The sequence below is a fragment of the Kitasatospora sp. NPDC056783 genome (genome assembly GCF_042789895.1).
In the GTDB taxonomy this organism is placed as follows: domain Bacteria; phylum Actinomycetota; class Actinomycetes; order Streptomycetales; family Streptomycetaceae; genus Kitasatospora.
This window is the reverse complement of record NZ_JBHUAF010000065.1, coordinates 14,371-30,313: the sequence shown is the minus strand read 5'-3', so window position 1 is coordinate 30,313 and position 15,943 is coordinate 14,371. Positions and strand designations below refer to the sequence as shown.

8 protein-coding genes are annotated in these 15,943 nt (G+C 71.6%); 1 reads left to right on the top strand and 7 read right to left on the bottom strand.

What is annotated here, in order from left to right:
• Window position 1: 1 nt before the first annotated feature.
• From ACFRMQ_RS13060 to ACFRMQ_RS13040, 5 genes are all read right to left on the bottom strand, one after another.
• Entirely contained in the window at window positions 2-517 is a 516-nt protein-coding gene (locus ACFRMQ_RS13060; RefSeq protein WP_380730123.1) for a hypothetical protein, read from the bottom strand.
• A gap of 67 nt (window positions 518-584) precedes the next feature.
• Window positions 585-8,552 carry a DNRLRE domain-containing protein gene (locus tag ACFRMQ_RS13055; protein ID WP_380730121.1) on the bottom strand — a complete coding sequence of 2,656 codons (7,968 nt, stop codon included), beginning with the start codon at window positions 8,550-8,552 and terminating at the stop codon, window positions 585-587.
• 344 nt (window positions 8,553-8,896) lie between these two features.
• Window positions 8,897-9,463, bottom strand: a complete 567-nt coding sequence (locus ACFRMQ_RS13050) for a Uma2 family endonuclease (protein ID WP_380730119.1) — start codon at window positions 9,461-9,463, stop codon at window positions 8,897-8,899.
• 266 nt (window positions 9,464-9,729) lie between these two features.
• Window positions 9,730-10,905 (bottom strand): FAD-dependent monooxygenase, encoded by a 1,176-nt coding sequence (locus tag ACFRMQ_RS13045; protein ID WP_380730117.1) that lies wholly within the window; start codon window positions 10,903-10,905, stop codon window positions 9,730-9,732.
• Entirely contained in the window at window positions 10,902-12,845 is a 1,944-nt protein-coding gene (locus ACFRMQ_RS13040; RefSeq protein ID WP_380730115.1) for a LodA/GoxA family CTQ-dependent oxidase, read from the bottom strand. The genes ACFRMQ_RS13045 and ACFRMQ_RS13040 overlap by 4 nt, the downstream gene beginning before the upstream one ends.
• Before the next feature lie 331 nt (window positions 12,846-13,176).
• On the opposite strand from ACFRMQ_RS13040, the gene ACFRMQ_RS13035 reads away from it, so the two are divergent.
• Entirely contained in the window at window positions 13,177-13,752 is a 576-nt protein-coding gene (locus tag ACFRMQ_RS13035; protein ID WP_380730113.1) for a helix-turn-helix domain-containing protein, read from the top strand.
• Window positions 13,753-14,187: 435 nt separating this feature from the next.
• On the opposite strand, the gene ACFRMQ_RS13030 is transcribed toward ACFRMQ_RS13035, so the two are convergent.
• Both ACFRMQ_RS13030 and ACFRMQ_RS13025 read right to left on the bottom strand, forming a co-directional pair.
• Window positions 14,188-14,826: a DUF5753 domain-containing protein gene (locus ACFRMQ_RS13030; protein ID WP_380730111.1), complete on the bottom strand. Its 639-nt coding sequence runs from the start codon at window positions 14,824-14,826 to the stop codon at window positions 14,188-14,190.
• Window positions 14,827-14,922: 96 nt separating this feature from the next.
• A complete protein-coding gene (locus tag ACFRMQ_RS13025; RefSeq protein WP_380730110.1) occupies window positions 14,923-15,603 on the bottom strand; it encodes a hypothetical protein in 681 nt (226 codons plus the stop codon).
• Window positions 15,604-15,943: the final 340 nt, after the last annotated feature.

The window sequence follows — 15,943 nt, the reverse complement described above, 5'->3', positions numbered from 1 at the left end:
GCTACCAGGGAAGTTCGGTGGCGTCACCGAACAGGATCCGGTAGAGCGGCCCGTCCTCCGGCTCCTCGTCCGGAGGAATCCTGAAGGGCACGCCGATCTTCGACTCCTCGGCCGAGAGGACGTGGAATCCCGATTCCCGCAGGACCCCGAGGATCCGTGCCCCGGTCGGGTCGTCCGTTTCCACGACCGCGGTCGAGACCACGTTCCGGAAGAACATCCCGCCCCTGTCCACCCGGATCACCATGGCGAACGGGCCGACCATGGACAGCTGCACGAGCCACGTGCGCCGCCGCCCGCCGTCGACCTCCAGGTCGAAGCAGACGTAGTCGTCGAGGTTGGTGCGGTTCTCCGCCCGGGCGATCGCCGAGATCCGGCGGATCGGCTCGGCGTAGGGGTTCCGCTCGTAGCACTCCCCCACGAAGGAGAAGTCCGGGTCGGTGAGGTCGCCGTACGCCCTCGTCGCCCACGTGGACCAGTCGTCCACTCCTTCGGCCTTTTCCACCGGGATTCCCGTCATTCCACTCGTCATTCGCCATCCGTCATGTGTCATCCGTCATTCGCCGTTCACCATTCGCGTTCGCGGCCTACTTGTGGTACGGCGACCCGTGCATTTTACCCTTCTTGGAAGTGACGCGTACGACGCGCTGGAGTTCGCCGTGCATTCCGCGGCCGACCGGGAACGGCATCTTGAACTTCCGCTCGTTTCCGGCTCCGCCCGTCTTGCGGCCGAACGCGTTGGCGAACCGCGTCAGCCGGTCGGCGTGCTTGCTGCTGAGCCAGGTGGACGTGGGCTTGTTGGCCTTCATCCGGTTGGCGTAGTGCGAGGTGCCCAGGATGTGGCCCTGTTGCTGCTGGAAGTTGATCGGCATCTTGTACCGCGCCTTCGCCTCCTTGACGGCCACCTTGGCCGCCTGGATGGTGCGGGACGCCTTGACCGCCTTGACCGCGACCGAGGCCGCCTTCACGACGACGGCCGCTCCGACCGCCGCCGCCACCACCGTGACGGCCATCTCGGCCGCCTTCCCCCAGTTGCCGCTGGCGGCGTAGGAGACCGTGGAGACCGCCGCCGCGATCGAGCCGATCGGGCCGGGGACCACGACGGACACGACCTCTGCCACCTTGGCGACCACCTCGACCGACTTCTTCAGCCACTTGGGCATGCCCCAGTTGCCGTCGAGGTCGGTGCAGTTGACCGGGTCGCCGGTGCAGTAGTCGTACGGGCTCGCGTTGCCGCCGGGGACGGGGTCGATCTGCAGGAACCGGCCGAGGGCCGGGCTGTAGAGGCGGGCACCCATGAGGATGTCGCCGTCCTGGGCCTCGGCGGAGCGCTGCTTGCCGCCGAGCCAGCCGTAGCGGACCAGCTCCTGGCCGTCCTGCGGGATACCGAACTCGTCGAAGTCCAGCACCACCGGCTTGGCCAGGCCGGTGTCGGTGGTGACGACCACCGAGCCGAACAGGTTGGTCAGCTGGAGCTGGACGCCACCGGACTTGCCGGTGGTGGCGACCAGGTCGGCGTCCGGGCCCGACACGTTGCGGGTCAGGGTGCCCTGGGCGGTGTCCTCGACGGTCCAGCGGACCTCGTCGGAGTCGTCCCCGTAGTGGTTCAGCTTCGAGGTCGCGCCGGCCCAGGTGCCGTCGGCCTGCTTCCTGCTGGTGGTGAACGCGGTCGGGCGGTGGGCGGCGTCGACCGTCCACTCCTGCCGGGTGTCCCCCTTCTCCTGGGCGGCGACGCGGTCGTTGGCCCAGTAGGTGTTGGTCGCGCCGGTCGCGGTCCTGACGGTGCGCCCGAAGGCGTCGTAGGCGTAGCCCGCGTCGGTGAGGCGGTCGGCGCTGTCGTAGGTGTGGTTCTCCGCCGTGGCCCCGGCCGCGCTGCACTCGCCGGCCGCCCCGCGAGGGGAGGTCTGCTTGGACAGGCGGTTGGAGTGGGCGTCGAAGGCGTACTGCCGGGTGACGCAGCCGGAGGCGACCGTGGACTGTTCGGCCTTCACCAGCCGGCCGAGCCGGTCGTACCGGTAGGAGCGGGTGGCGGTGGAGCTGGTGTCCTTGGCCACCTGGCCCTGGGTGGAGAGGTCGGTGGTCTGGGACCAGATCACCGTGTTGTCGGAACCGCGGGTGTAGGTACGGCCGGTGGCCTCGCCGACCGAGTTGAAGGTGTCCTTGCGGACGATGCCTCCGGGGTAGGTCTGCTCGACCAGCTGCCCGTCCGGGCCGTACTTCGCGGTGAACTCGCCCGCGATGTCGTCGTTGACGGACGTGACCAGCCCGCGCGGCTCCTTGGCCCGGTCGTAGGTGTAGGTGGTGGACCCGGTCGGGTCGCTCACCTTCACCGGCTTGCCGAAGCGGTCGAACTCCGTGGTGGTCGTCGAGCCGTCGGCGTCGGTGTAGGAGACCAGCCGCCCGAGCGCGTCCGTCACCTTGGTCAGCGACTTGTCGCCGGCCGTCGTCCGCACGACGTCGCCGGTGGCCTCGTCGTACTCGGTGGTGATCTTCGGCAGCGGCTTGCCCTCGTCCGAGGTGATCTCGGTCGAGACGATCCGGTCCAGCGCGTTGTAGGCCGTGACGGTCTTGCGGGACTTGCCCGCGTTGGTCTCGGTCGTCTCCTCGGGCTGGTTGAACCGCGAGTAGCGGGTGACCCGCTTCACCGGCAGGGTGGTCGGCATCCGCGTCGCGTCCGCGCCGGTGACCTCGCCGCCCGGCAGGGTGACGCAGCCCAGGCCCGCCCACTCGGGACGGCTGCCGCACGCGGCATCGTCCGGGTTGGCGCCCGCGGTGTAGTACACGGCCTTGACCGTGCCGACATCGGTGCCGGTGGAACCCGGCTTGCGGGACTCGGTGGCCCGTCCGGTGGCGTCGTACTTGACGGTGGCCGTCAGCTTGGCGCCGAGCGCGTCGGTGGTGACCGAGGTGGGCTTCTTCAGCTGCCAGCCGGAGGTGCCGCCGATCGGCGTGTCGTAGCCGGTCCTGGTGACCCGCAGTTCGGTGTCCTGCGCGTACCCGTCGATGCGGGCACCGTCGGTGGCGGTGGTGACCAGGTGGTAGGCCTTGCCGTCGGGCTTCCCCTCGTCGTAGGTGTTGGTGTTGTGGTCCCGGGCGATGACCGGGGTGCCGGCCGGCAGGGCCGGGTTGACGGTGGTCTTGGTCAGGGTGAGGGTGTCGATGCCCGCCTGGTAGAAGGGCGAGACGGCGGACGGGTTGGTGCCGGTGACGACCAGGTCGAGCTGGTGGTCGCCGCGGGCCAGCTGCACCGGGGCGCCGGCCGACCACGGGGAGGTGGTGACGCCGCTGTTGTAGCCGTCGAAGGTGCCGGTGACGTCGGCGCCGTCCAGGACGAACTTGACGGTGCCGTAGTCGGCGGCCTTCGTCATCTTGGCGGAGAGCAGGTACTTGCCCTCCTCCGGGACGGTGACCCGGAACGAGGCGCTGTCGCCGGTCTTCCGGCCGAGCAGCATCACCTGCGCGCCGCCGGACCAGCCGCCCCCGCCGACCCAGCCGCCGTCGTTCTGGGTGATGACCTGGGCGGTCGAGCCCAGGCGCGGCATGCCCTCGCCCTCGACGGTGACGGTCGCCGGGGTGGTGCCGCCCGCGATGTCCTCGGCGAGGGTGGCGCGGTAGAGCGGGCCGAGGGTCTCCAGGACGTCCAGGCCGTCGGCGGTGTAGGTGGTGCGGGAGTCGAGCAGCCGGGCCCGGTCCGCGGAGGCGGCGGGCAGGCCGAGCTCGTCGGCGAACCGTGCGGCGTCCGGGTGGGTGCCCAGGGCCACGGTCCGGTTGGTGGCGGTCAGCGCGCGCACGACGTGGCCGAAGCGGTCGTACTCGCTGGTGGTGATGTCCCCCTTGTCGACGACCGACGGGGTGGCGGTGTTGACCTCGTTGCCGGAGGCGTTGAGGTAGTGGACGGTGGCCGGCTTGTAGCCGTCCCGGCCCGGCGCGGTGGAGCTCGCCGAGTGGGTGCCCGGATCGTCCTCCGGTCCGAAGACCGCCGTCGCGTCCGTCGGCGCGTCGGTCTGCGCCCACTGCGCGACGTCGGCGCCCGCCATGTCGTACGGGCCGCCGGCGCCGCGGGTCAGCGGGACGCCGTACACGACCTTCGTCGCGATCTCGCCGTTGACCTGGTCCTTCGTGCCCGGCGCCAGGGTGCCGCGGCGGACCTTCAGCAGGTGGCCCGGGTCCTGGTCGGACGAGGCCGTGCCGTAGTCGAAGTCCCACGGCAGCTCACCCGCGGGGGCGATCCGGGTGACCCGGCCGCCGGCGTCGTAGCCGTAGGCGGTCTTCAGCGGAGCGGCCGGGCGCGGGTCCCAGACCTGGGCGATGCGGCCCTTGTCGTCGTACGCGTAGTGGGTGACCTCGACCGGCTCCTGACGGGAGGTGGCCGGGTTCCACGACCAGGCCTTCACGGCGCGGACGCGGTCCAGGTAGTCACCCGGACTGGACGCGGTGGCCGTGGTGGCCTTGGCGTAGTCGTACTCCAGCACCTCGCAGCCGCGCGGCAGCGGGTCGACGGAGCAGCCGTTGAGGTCGTCCACGCCCGGTTCGACGGGCGGGATGACGCGCTTGACCAGCGAGCGGCCGTCGGTGGTGTCGTACTGGAAGCGGGTGGCCGACGCGGCCTCGGGCCCCGTCTCGCTGATCACCTGGTAGATGTTCGAGCCGGCCTGGCGGGCGAAGAGGGTCCTGGCACCGTTCAGGTCGGTCAGCTCGTACGTGGTGCCGGCGGTCTGGACGTCCCAGATCTGGTTGGGGCCGGCCCAGCAGACCCAGATCGAGGCGCCCTTGTCGGCGTCCAGGCACTTGTTCGACTGGCGGTTCAGCACCGTGTTGTCGGGCCGGACCTCCCACTGCTGGTTGGTGCCGCCGTTGCACACCCACAGGGTGAGCGGGGTCCCGTCGCCGGCCTGGCCCCCGGGGTTGTCCAGGCAGTAGCCCAGCAGGCGCAGGGTCAGGTCGTCGCCGCGGGTCCACTGCTGGTTCGCGGCACCGGTGCACGGAGCGGGCTGGAGGCGCACGCCGTTGCCGGTCGCGCCGTTCGGCGACTCCAGGCACTGGCCGGAGGTGGACAGGACGATCGCCCCGGACTTGGCCGGCGCGGCCTTCAGGGTCAGGTCCTCGGAGCCGGGCTCGGGGAAGAACGTTCCGTCGCTGCCCTTGGCGAAGGTCAGCGAGCTGTCGTCGTTCTCCTTGATCTCGACCAGGTCGGACTGAGGGAAGGACAGCGAGCGGTAGTTCGAGCCGGTGCCCGCGTCCGGGCCGCCGGACCACTGCGGGCCGAACGGCGCGACGATCTCCTTCACCGACAGGTCGTCGAAGAACACCTCCTTGCCGGCCGCCGAGAACCCGTCGTACAGCCGGAAGAACGCCTCGGTGGCGTCCTGCGGGACGGCCAGGTCGACGGTCAGCTGCTGCCAGCCGTCGGTGAACCCGGCCTTCGCCGACGTCACCTGGGCGTAGCCGGCCGAGGTGCGGGTGAGGCCGACCAGCCGCAGGCCGCGGTCGGCGTAGTCGGCGCCGAGGCCGGTCGCGGCGGGGACGTAGATCCAGCCGGTGAGCCGGTAGGTCCTGCCCGGCTTCATGCCCAGGGCCATCGAGTTGTCGCCGATGGCGGCGTAGGAGTCCTTGCCGGTCGAGACGACCCGCAGCGAGTCGGTGGTGTTGTCGTGACCCCGGGCGGTGGAGCGCTCGATGGTGGCCTGTCCGGTGGTGAAGCCGTTGGTGTCGGCGCCGAGCTGGCGCTGGTTGGCCGTCAGGCGCTCGCCCTGGGGCTGCCAGCCGCGCCCGAGGTCGCGCGAGGAGGAGGCCCGCTTCACCGAGGCGCCGAACTCGTCGGCGTCGGTGACGTCGACGGAGTAGTCGCCGGTGAGCAGGTTGACCGAGCCGGGTCCGATCTCGGTGCCGGCCGCGCCGTCGGCGTTGCGGTCGACGGTGAAGGTGTTCCAGGCGGTGGCGTAGCCGGTGCCGGAGCCGTCCTGCGGGAACAGCAGGGCGCGGACCTGGACGACGCCGCCGACATCGCCGAGGGTGTCGACGACCGTCCAGTTGGCGTGCGTGCCGAGGTCGGCGAGCTGCGGCCTGGAGTCGGTGACCGGGGTGTTGTCGGCCTTGGTCAGGTTGGCGGTCGGCACGTCGTACTCGGCGGCGCCGGGGCCGCGCCGGTACTGGTAGACGACCCGCTTGTACTGGGTCTGGGCGTCGACGCTGAGCTTGACGCGCTTGGCGGACCGGGTGCCGTCGACCGGGGAGGTGAGTCCGGCCTGGCCGACCGAGAAGGCGTAGGTCGTCGGGTCGGACAGGTTGCCCGCCCGGTCCTTCGACTGGACCTTCAGGGTGTGGCGGCCGTCGGTGGACGGCGTGATGGTGGCGTTCGCCGCGCCGGTCGCGTTGACGGTCACCGCGGCGGCGCCGTCGAGGCTGTGGACGAAGGCGGTCTGGTCGGTGACGCCGGTGGCCGGGGTGAAGGTGAAGGTGCCGGCCTGTCCGGCCCCGCCGTGCCACAGGTCGTCCGACGGGTAGGAGGCCGAGCTGACGAACGGCGCGCCGGGCTTCACCGTGTCGGCGATCACCGTGACGCTGGGCGACCAGCCGGAGTTGACCAGGCCGTCCCACAGCCGCGCGCCGATCGAGTACGACACGCCCTCGTCGAGCCGGGCCAGGCCGAAGTCGGTCGGGCGGACCTGGAGGTAGCTGCCGTTGGGGCCCTGCTTGTAGACGCGCTTGACGAAGGTGCCCGCGCGGTACAGGTCGAAGTCGGCGCCGACGTCACCGCCGTCCGGATCGCTGGCCAGCACCTGGAAGACCGGGTTGGCCGAGGAGGTGTAGCGCGGATCGCCCTGCTGGGAGGGCAGCACGTCGACCGTCGACGGGGTCGGCGGGACGGTGTTGTAGGTGATGGACAGGAACGGGGAGTGTGCGCCCTCGGAGGACTCGAACTTCTTCCAGCTGTAGGAGTCGTTCTCGTCCGCGGCCTTCAGGCCGAGCGCGTAGGTGCCCGCGCCCATGCCGGCCCAGTCGCGCACCAGGTTGGTGACGTCGGCCTTCGCCCAGTAGGTGCCGTCGGAGCCGTAGCACTCGTAGCTGTCGCCGTCGCCCGCGATGTCCCGGGTCTCGTCGGAGACCGCGTAGCGCGAGATCAGGCCGGGCTGGTTGCCCCAGCGGCTGCCGGTGCTCGCGTACTGGGCCGCCCAGACCTCCCACTGCCTCGGGGAGCAGGAGTAGGAGTGGTAGTTGGCCAGGTACAGCTTGGCGTTCAGGATCTGCTTGCCGTTGAACGCGCCGCCGGGGAAGTGCAGGAAGGAGCGGGCCTTGACGGCGCCGCCGTTGTACGAGCCGATCCGCAGCTCGGTCGACGAGGACTGGTCGGAGCTGAAGTCGGTCTCGACGAAGGTGTCGAAGTTCGTGCCGACGTCGACCACCGGGTCGACCGTCACCGGGAACTTCGTCGCCGGGTCGGCCAGGAACGCGGTGTCCGGCGCGAACACCAGCTCCGCGTCCGCGCCCTCACCGCGCAGCTCCATCGACACCGCGCCGCGGTGCGGGTGCTCGCCGGACTTCTCGTCCAGGGCGGCGTCCCACATCGTCGGGGCGGGGATCCGCACGGTCGGCTTGCCGCCCGCCGGGTCGGTCAGGTGGATGGAGCCGTCCTCCTGGCGCTCCACGCGGTAGCCGGTGGTGTCCAGCGGCAGCGTCAGCGTGCCGGCCTGGGACACCGCGTCGCGGCTCTTGACGACCAGGTACTGCTCGAAGCCGGTCCGGGTCGCCTCCAGCACCAGGTCCACGCCCGGGCGGGCGTCGACGTAGGTGGCGGTGGAGCCGGACAGCTTCGGCTTGGGCAGCTTGCCCTGCCACTTCAGCTCGACCTGGTGGCCGCCGGAGCCGACCTTCACCAGGTCGCGCTCGGCCGGGGCGGCGGGGGCGGGGGGCTGGGCCTGGGGCTCGGCCTGGGCCCGCGGGTCGGCCGCCGGGGCCGCCGGTCGCGGCGCGGTGCGGGAGGCCCGCTCGCTCGCGGACGGCGAGGCGAGCGGCGAAGCCGCCGGCGCGGCCGGGGCTGACGGCACGTCCGGGACTGACGGCGCGGCGGTCGGTGCCGTGCTCGGGGCCGCACTCGGAACGGCGACCGGCGGTGCGCCGGCACCCGGCAGTGCGTCACCGACCTTCACCGAGGCATCGCCGCCGGAGAACGTGAGGCCCTCCGGGTGCGCCTTCGGCGCGATGCTCCCGTCGGCGGCCTCCACCAGCGTGGTGTCGACGGGCACCCACGCCTCGCCGGCCTTCATCCGGATCGGGCCGACGGACAGCTCCTGGCTCAGGGTGCCGTCCGGGTTGGCCCACAGCGTGAGGGTCTCCGTGCGAGCGCCCGTCACCTCGATCCGCCGCTTGTTCAACCGCGCCGCCAGCAGCGCCGACGCCTGGTCCGGCGCCTCCGTGGTCGAAGCGTCGGCCGCCTGGGCCGAGGTCGCGCGCGCCGCAGCCGCCGCCGGGGTGGCGGTCAGCGCGTCGAGCGCCACCCCGCTCTCCACCAGCAGGCCGAGGGCGGCCAGCACGGCTATTCGCCGCGCTCCGCGCACAGTGAAGGCCCCACCCGCGAACGCGGATGAGGCCTGGGACTTCCGTAGCAACGCTACTCCCAAGGGATTCTTGATATCTGAGTCCGACCTGGGCAAACAGGCCGGAAGATGAAGATCCCATAAGGAAATTCTCAGAAACCTCCAAGATCCATACCGATCCGGATACGGATCAACTACTAGATCATCAAGGTGGTGGATGATCTGCGTAGTTCATTTATTTTCGGAAATAACAGGCATACGCGAAATTCTGGACAATAGGTGCAGGATGGCGGCCGCAACCCCCTGACCTGCGCTCCCTCCACCGCCGGACCTCCCCGGCGAGCGGCGAACAGCCCGCGCGGTGCTCAGAATCCCGCCGTGTCGAGTTCGAGGTCCAACGGCGACGGGAGCCGCAGCGGCGTGCCGAAGGGGTGGGGGCCTTCGACCAGGGTGTAGCCGAGCCGGCCCGGCTGGGAGAGCAGGGTGCAGGTGCGTTCCTGCCGGTCGACCAGGAGGTACACGGGAGCGCCGAACTGCGAGTAGCGCCGGCGCTTGGCGCTACGGTCGGTCTCCCCGTTCGACGGCGAGGTCACCTCGACGACGAGCACGGTCTGGTCGGGGAGGAGAGCCCCTTCGGTCTTCGCGAGCTCGGCGGGTACGACTGCGAGGTCGGGGACGTAGAAGTTCTCCGTGCCGGGCAGGTCGAGGTTCCCGGAGCCGGCGCGCAGGCCGAGTTCGCGCATGCGGGGGCCGAGCTGTTCGCGGATCAGGTTCACGGCCGTCTCATGGGCCCAAGGCAGTGACACGAGGGTGACGACTCCCTCGACGATCTCGACGCGGTCGCCCGCGACGTGCTGGATCGCGTACTTCAGTGCCTGCTCCGGGTTGGGCACCTGGCTGTAGTCGCCGGGGCCGACGTGCGCCGTGCTCACCTGCTGGTCTCCTGTCCGGAGCTCGGTCCTCGGAACCGACCGGTGACAGTCGGTCGGATCGGCTGCGGCCCGGCTGTCACGGCCGGAGCACTGGGCCGGCCCCGGTGCGCAGCGGTACGAGCGGGAGGCGGGGCGCCTCCCAACGCTACCGGGTGCCGGTATCCGGCGTGACCGGCACGGAGGACCGGGGCGGTGTTCGCTGGTTGTGGGTGGGAGGAGCCGACGTCCGGCGATCGGCGGGGTCCGTCCTTCGCCGGTGAGCCGCCTCAGCCGTCCGGCGGGGGCGGCTGCCGGCGCTGCCAGAAGGGGCTGGTGGGCCAGCGCCGCTCCCAGGAGTGGACGGCGCGGTGGCCCAGCAGGTAGGCGTCGAAGGTCTCGCGGAGCCGCGCGAGGTAGTCGGCGGAGGGGTGCGGCTCGCCGGCGAGGTGGGCGTGCACGGCCCGGCCGGCGCAGGTGCCGGTGTACAGGGCGGTCAGGACGCCCTGGGAGGAGACCGGGTCGTAGGCGGTCGCCGCGTCGCCGGCGGCGATCCACCCGTCGCCGACCGCCGGTTCCAGCCGGGCGGTGTGGGCGGCGCAGCGCCGCGGCGGGTGGTCGGGAACAGGCGGGCGGCCTGCGGCGCGGGCGGCGGTGTGGACGGTGGCGGCGAGCCGGCCGAGGAAGGCCTGGGGGTCGGTGAGGCCGGGCGGGGCGAGGTCGGTGTCGGTGAAGAAGGTGACGAGGCGGCCGGCGGGGTGGCAGGGGGCGGTGTACCACCATCCGTCAGGCGCGGATTCGACCAGGGACAGGTGTTCGGTGTCCCGGGGGTCGTGGGCGAGTCGCAGGTGGACGGCGACGAGGCGGTCCAGGCGGTGGCGGACGGCCCCGCAGCGCACGGCGAGGCGGGCGCGTCGGCCGGTGGCGTCGACCAGCCAGCGGCAGCGCAGCGTCCGGTGCGCGCCGGGGGCGCTCGCCGTCACCCGCCAGCCCCCGCCCGGGTCGCGTTCGGGGTGTTCCACGGTGGTGCGCTCGGCGACGTGGACCCCGCAGGCCCGCGCCCGGGAGCGCAGCAGGCGGTCGAAGGCGGGCCGGTGGAGGTGCCAGCCGTGTCCGTACGGGTCGTCGATGAAGTGGACGTGCCGCGGGTCGGGCGAGCCCCAGGCGGAGACGGTGCCGTGGCACACTCGGTGGTCGCGGTCCAGTGCGCGGGGGTCGACGCCGAGGTCGCTCAGCAGCATCCGGGCGGCGGGTACCAGGGACTCCCCGGTCTTCGGCGGCCCGGTGCCGGCGTCGGCGAGCAGGACGCTGCGCCCGGCGGCGGCCAGGGTGATGGCCGCGGCGGCGCCGGCCGGACCGCCGCCGGCGACCACCGCGTCGTAGCACCCGTTGCCGTACCAGTCGCCGCACCCGTCGCCGTGCCCATCGCCGTCCGGGCCGCGAGCGCCGCCGGGTGCGGCGGTCACCTGCTCTCCCGGAACGGGTCCACCTTGTCGACGTAGTCGGCCGAGATCTCCTCTTCCGCGAAGCGCGTCCGGCGGGCGACCTCGCGCGTGGCCCGCCGGGCGGCGGTGGTGGCGGCGGGTGCGGCGGGGCCGGCTTCGGGCACGTGGACGTTGACCAGGTTGCGGCGGTCGGCGACCGGGGGGAAGGCCGGGGTGGACTCCACCAGGATGCTGACGGGGAACTTGCCGTCCTTGGGCGTGTACGCCCGGGTCTCGACGATGCCGAACCCGGCCCATCCCTGGACCATGTCGTGGTACGTCTGGGGTCTGGTCGGGTGCAGGAAGCGCAGCCAGACGGCGCGGCGGGCGAAGGCCCGCTCCCGTTCGTCGTCGCTCTTGCCGGGGTCGTCGACGGTGGCGAAGTCCTCCTGTTTGAGCACGTGGTTGGGCACCCGGGCGGGCCAGAAGGTCGGCAGGTAGGGGCTGTAGCGGGGGCCGATGTTGGCCGCGAGTTCGTAGCCCGAGCGGCAGCTCGCGGTGTCGGTCTGCCAGGGCAGTCCCATCCAGCGGGTGAGGTCGCCGGGGCCCTGGGCGTACAGCGGGCCGTTGGTCGCCAGCGCCTTGTCGGGCGTGAGGAGCGTCCCGTACTCCGGGTCCTGGCCGTCGGTGCGGTGCAGGATGCGGAAGGGCTCCTGGTAGAGGGTGCGGTGGCGGATGGGCCAGGTGACCTCGCAGCCCGGGTGGAAGGCGTCGGCGAGGCAGGATTCCAGCATCGCCCGGTCGAGCAGTGCGGGCTGCAGGGCGACGGGCGCGTCGTCCAGGCAGGGGTACGGGGTGGAGGGCGTGGTGTCGAACTCGCCGTTCACCCACCGCTGGAGCAGGGCGTCCTGGGTGTCGGTGAGCACGTTGTGCTGGCGCACCGAGCTGGGGTGGGTGGACATGGCGTCGCCGTACAGCCAGGGCCAGGGCAGGGGTGACGTGCCGTCCCGGGAGTAGTCGCGCATGTGGTAGTAGACGCGCTGGCGCAGGTCCTGGTACTGGGGCTCGTTGCTGCCGAGCGCGGCGAGGACCTCGGGGGAGGAGAAGTCGTTGGCGGCGCCCCAGCCGTACTCGGCAGCGAAGCCCTCGTTGACCCACTGGAGTCCGGTGAACCGCAGCAGCAGCGGCTTGATGTGTTCGTCGAAGGTCACCGGGTCGGGCAGCGGGATCTCCTGGTTCCGCACGAACAGGTCGAACAGCAGGTCGTAGAGGGTCACGATGCCTTTGACGTCCGGCGCGTAGTTCGGCGGTGCGACCACCACCCAGGCCGGTGTCGCCGTGAACACCTGCCCCCCGATGGTGACCTGGGCGGTCACCGGGCCGTCGGAGACGTCGTCGTACCAGCCGTCGTTGTTGCCGAAGGAGGTGAACTCGGTCGGGGGGACGGTGAAGGACGCGGAGGTGCCCCGGCCGCCCAGGACCGTGAGCCGGCCCGCCTCGTCGGTCCGCAGTTCGCCCAGGTAGACGCCGACGCCGTTGACGGACCCCTCCAAGGGCGTGCCGCTCCGGTCGGGGCCGGAGATCGACTGCGCGGGCGGGGTGTTCTTCAGGCTGTTCCGGTCGGCCGTGGCGGCGTTGCGGCGTCCGAACTGGTCGGCCGACAGGTTCCGGGCCTCGGGGATGTCCAGCGCGAGCGAGAAGTTGTACCAGGCGGCCTTCGTGTTCGCCAGGGCGACGGTCCACGTCACGTCGGCGCCGTCGTCCCCGTGCTTGACCTCCCGCACGACGTGGCCGGCCTCGTCGTAGCCGTACACCCGGAAGCGGGCCGCCTGCCGTTTGATCGCGGAGACGCTGTCCTTCGAGGAGCCCGGTTCCCTCGGCGGTTCGTCCGGGCTCTCGGGCCCGAGGAACACCCCGTCGCCGTTGCCGACCCGCGCGATACCGATCGCGGGGTGGATCTTCACATACGCGATGTCCGACATGGACGCACTCCAGCTGGTCTGGCGAAGCCACCGCGGGGCCCGTGGCATCGGGCGCCGGCCCCTGCGGAACGGCCGGGCCCGGCCCGGGGTCTTCGACGGCGCGGACGGGAAGGGCACCCGGACGCGGGAGGGGACGGCACACGGGGGCGCCGGCACGGGCACCGGGGCCGCGTGGGTGCTCTCGCGCACCGGAGGGGTGCGAGGAAAGCGGTCACCACGATAGGCAGGGCCGCGGCTCGGCCGCATGTCGAGGACCGGCGGATGGCCGCGGCCGGCCGGGCCGATAATGGACCGGACGGTTCCGAGGGTGAGACGTGGCGAGAGGTGGCGCATGACCAGCAGGTTGCGGGTGCTGAGGCAGCAGAACCGGCTCAGCCTGGAGGCGCTCGCCGAGCAGGTCGGGGTGACCAAGAGCTACCTGTCCAAGGTCGAGCGCGGGATCAGCGAGCCGTCGATCTCGACGGCGCTCAAGCTGGCCCACGCGCTGAAGGTCGACGTCGGCCGGCTCTTCTCGGACGAGGTGGAGCCGGAGCTGGTCACCGTGGTGCGGGCCGGCGAGCGGACTCCGATGGGCGGCGGGGCCGGCTCCGGTGCCTCCCGCTACGAGGGCATCGCGACCGGCCTCAGCGGCAAGCGGATGGTTCCGTTCGTGATGCACCCGCCGACCGGGCCGGTGGAGGCTCCGTTCAAGTCGCACGCGGGCGAGGAGTTCTTCTTCGTCCACGCGGGCACCGCCGTGCTGGAGTTCCCCGAGCACGGCGTCGACCTCGGCCCCGGGGACAGCGTGTACTTCAACTCGGCGCTGCCGCACCGCTGTCGGAGCACCGGGCCGGAGCCGGCCGAGATCCTCGTGGTCATCCACGACGACCCGGCCGGCCCTTCGGACCGGGTGCCCACCCTGCCCTGAGGCCTCGGCCCGGTGTCAGGCCGAAGCCGTAGTGTCAGGCCTGACGACCTGGTACGTGCCGGCGGCGGCGATGTGACGGCCTGAGCAGGGCCGCTGGTCAGACGACGGCGGTGCGGTCGCTCTGGAAGTCCCGCAGTTCGCGCGGGATTTCGCGGTACTACTCGTCGAAGCCGTGGCTGGCGCGGAGCCTGGACCGGTGGAGGGCCGCCTGGGGCTGGGCGTCGACGAGGTGCGCTCGTCGGTGACGGTACTGACGCTGTCCAGGACGACCAAGGCGTGGTCGAGCACGACGATCCGGTCCGCGGCGGGACGGTTGTTCTACCCGGCGCGCTCGCCCGTGCGGACGACGGGCACGGTAGAGGTGGTGGCCATCGGCGGGGTCCTTCGCGGGTGTGAATTGGCGGTCGGAGGAAACCGGCAGTCACATCATCACTGTCAGGAGGTGTGCAGGGCCGTGGTGATGATGGCCCGGGCATCGTCGCCGTACACGGCGGAATCGTGGAGCCGGTCGAAGGCCCGGTGGAAGACCTGGACACGGTCGTCAGTGATCGTCTCGCCACCTCGGTAGCCCTCGACCTCGACGCGGGCGCCGTCGAAGATCCCGAATCCGTCGCCGGGATAGACAGTGAGCCGGGCGCGGGCGGGGATGATGCCGAGGGTGAGGCCAGGCAACTTCAGGGCCTCCAGGAGGTGTTCGAGCTGCGCGTGCATGACCTCGGGGCCACCGATACCGGTGAGCAGCGCCTGCTCACCGAGCAGGATGTGGAAACTGCGCCCGCCGGCGCCGAAGTACTGGGCGCGGGCGACGCGCTCGGCGGCGCCGGCCTCGATGTCCCGCGGGATGCCGTGCAGGTCGACGACGAGGCGCAGAACCTCCTCGGCGTAGGCGCGGGTCTGCAGGTTTCCCCAGACGAGGTCGGGGCTGTAGCCGTGGTAGTGCGTGGTCCGCTCGACGAGTCGGCGAAACTCGGCCTGGATCGGTCCGGTTCCCTGCCGCAGAAGACCCGGCCAGTCGGGGGCGGCCGGGCCGCCGGCAGTGAGGTCCGGGGCGGGGACGGTGGGGGTGTCGGACATGCGTTTCCTCCTGGGAACGGGTTACGGCGTGGGACCTGGTGGAGGGGTTGTCCCGCCCGACGTGTGCGTGCGCCGGGCGGGACGGTGAACGGGATGTCAGAGAGCGGGCTGTGACGGCCGGGCATCGTCGGAGCCGCCGGCGAGGGAGATGGTCGCGACCGGCTCCCAAGACAGCTCCCAGGCGAACTTGCCACCTGGACGTGGGAACTGCTGGAACTTCACGTCGAGCAGGTGGAGCGCGTTGAAGCGGACGGGGACGTGGCTGGGCGTGATCCTCCGCAGGGCCGTCTGCAGTGCGTCGGAGGATGCCTCGTCCCAAGCGTAGCCGAGCGAGATGTGGTGCCGGCCACCGTCGTGGAGCAGCGCGCCGGGCCCGCGGACCTCGCGGATCGCGTCGCGGACGTGCTCGCGCAGGTCGACCAGCCTCTCGTCGGGCGAGAGGTCCAGGAAGGCCCCGGCTCGGTTGGCAATCGGGGAGCCGGCCGTGACCTCCAACGGGCCGGTGAAGGCCAGGTGCGTGTGCAGGGCGGCGACAAGGTCGTCGAGCTCCTCCGTGGTGATCTTGTCGGCGGGGGTGTCGGCGACCATCTCGATGGTGCAGTGCAGCGTGTCGTCACCGATCGGGGTGATCGGGTAGGGGCCCATCGCGTCCCGGCACTCGTTGACCAGCCGGGCCAGGGGGAGGTCGGCCTGCAGGTCTGGAACGGCGTAGACGTGCAGGACGCGGGCGCCGTCGGGCCACGGCGCCCGCTGGAATTTCGGAACGAACTTCTCCACGATCGCTTCTCCGTCACATTGGTGTGGCGGCCGTTCCGCGCAGGGCGGCGTGACCGCGCCGTTGTTGGTCAGGGCTGGCCGAGGTGCAGTCGGTGGGCGCGCTCGAAGGTGTAGCGGGGTGCTGGCGTTCCCACACCAGCCACGCACTGGAGATGGTGGCATTGATGTGGACCCGGGGGTTGATACTGGTGGGCTCGCGTATACAACTGTCGCCAATTCCCCGAGGAACCCAGCCCACTGGTGACTGTGTGTGATCTCCAGCGGCGTATCGACTCCGGGTGAGCTGCTTGTGCTGGTCCGGGGCCGGTGGCGCTCAGCGGCGCTCAGCGAGAACCTGCCG

Bases quoted from the DNA above. Each gene is read 5' to 3' on its own strand.
- ACFRMQ_RS13060 (WP_380730123.1), bottom strand. From the start codon at position 517: ATGACGGGAATCCCGGTGGAAAAGGCCGAAGGAGTGGACGACTGGTCC.
- ACFRMQ_RS13035 (WP_380730113.1), top strand. From the start codon at position 13,177: ATGACCAGCAGGTTGCGGGTGCTGAGGCAGCAGAACCGGCTCAGCCTG.
- ACFRMQ_RS13030 (WP_380730111.1), bottom strand. From the start codon at position 14,826: ATGTCCGACACCCCCACCGTCCCCGCCCCGGACCTCACTGCCGGCGGC.
- ACFRMQ_RS13040 (WP_380730115.1), bottom strand. From the start codon at position 12,845: ATGTCGGACATCGCGTATGTGAAGATCCACCCCGCGATCGGTATCGCG.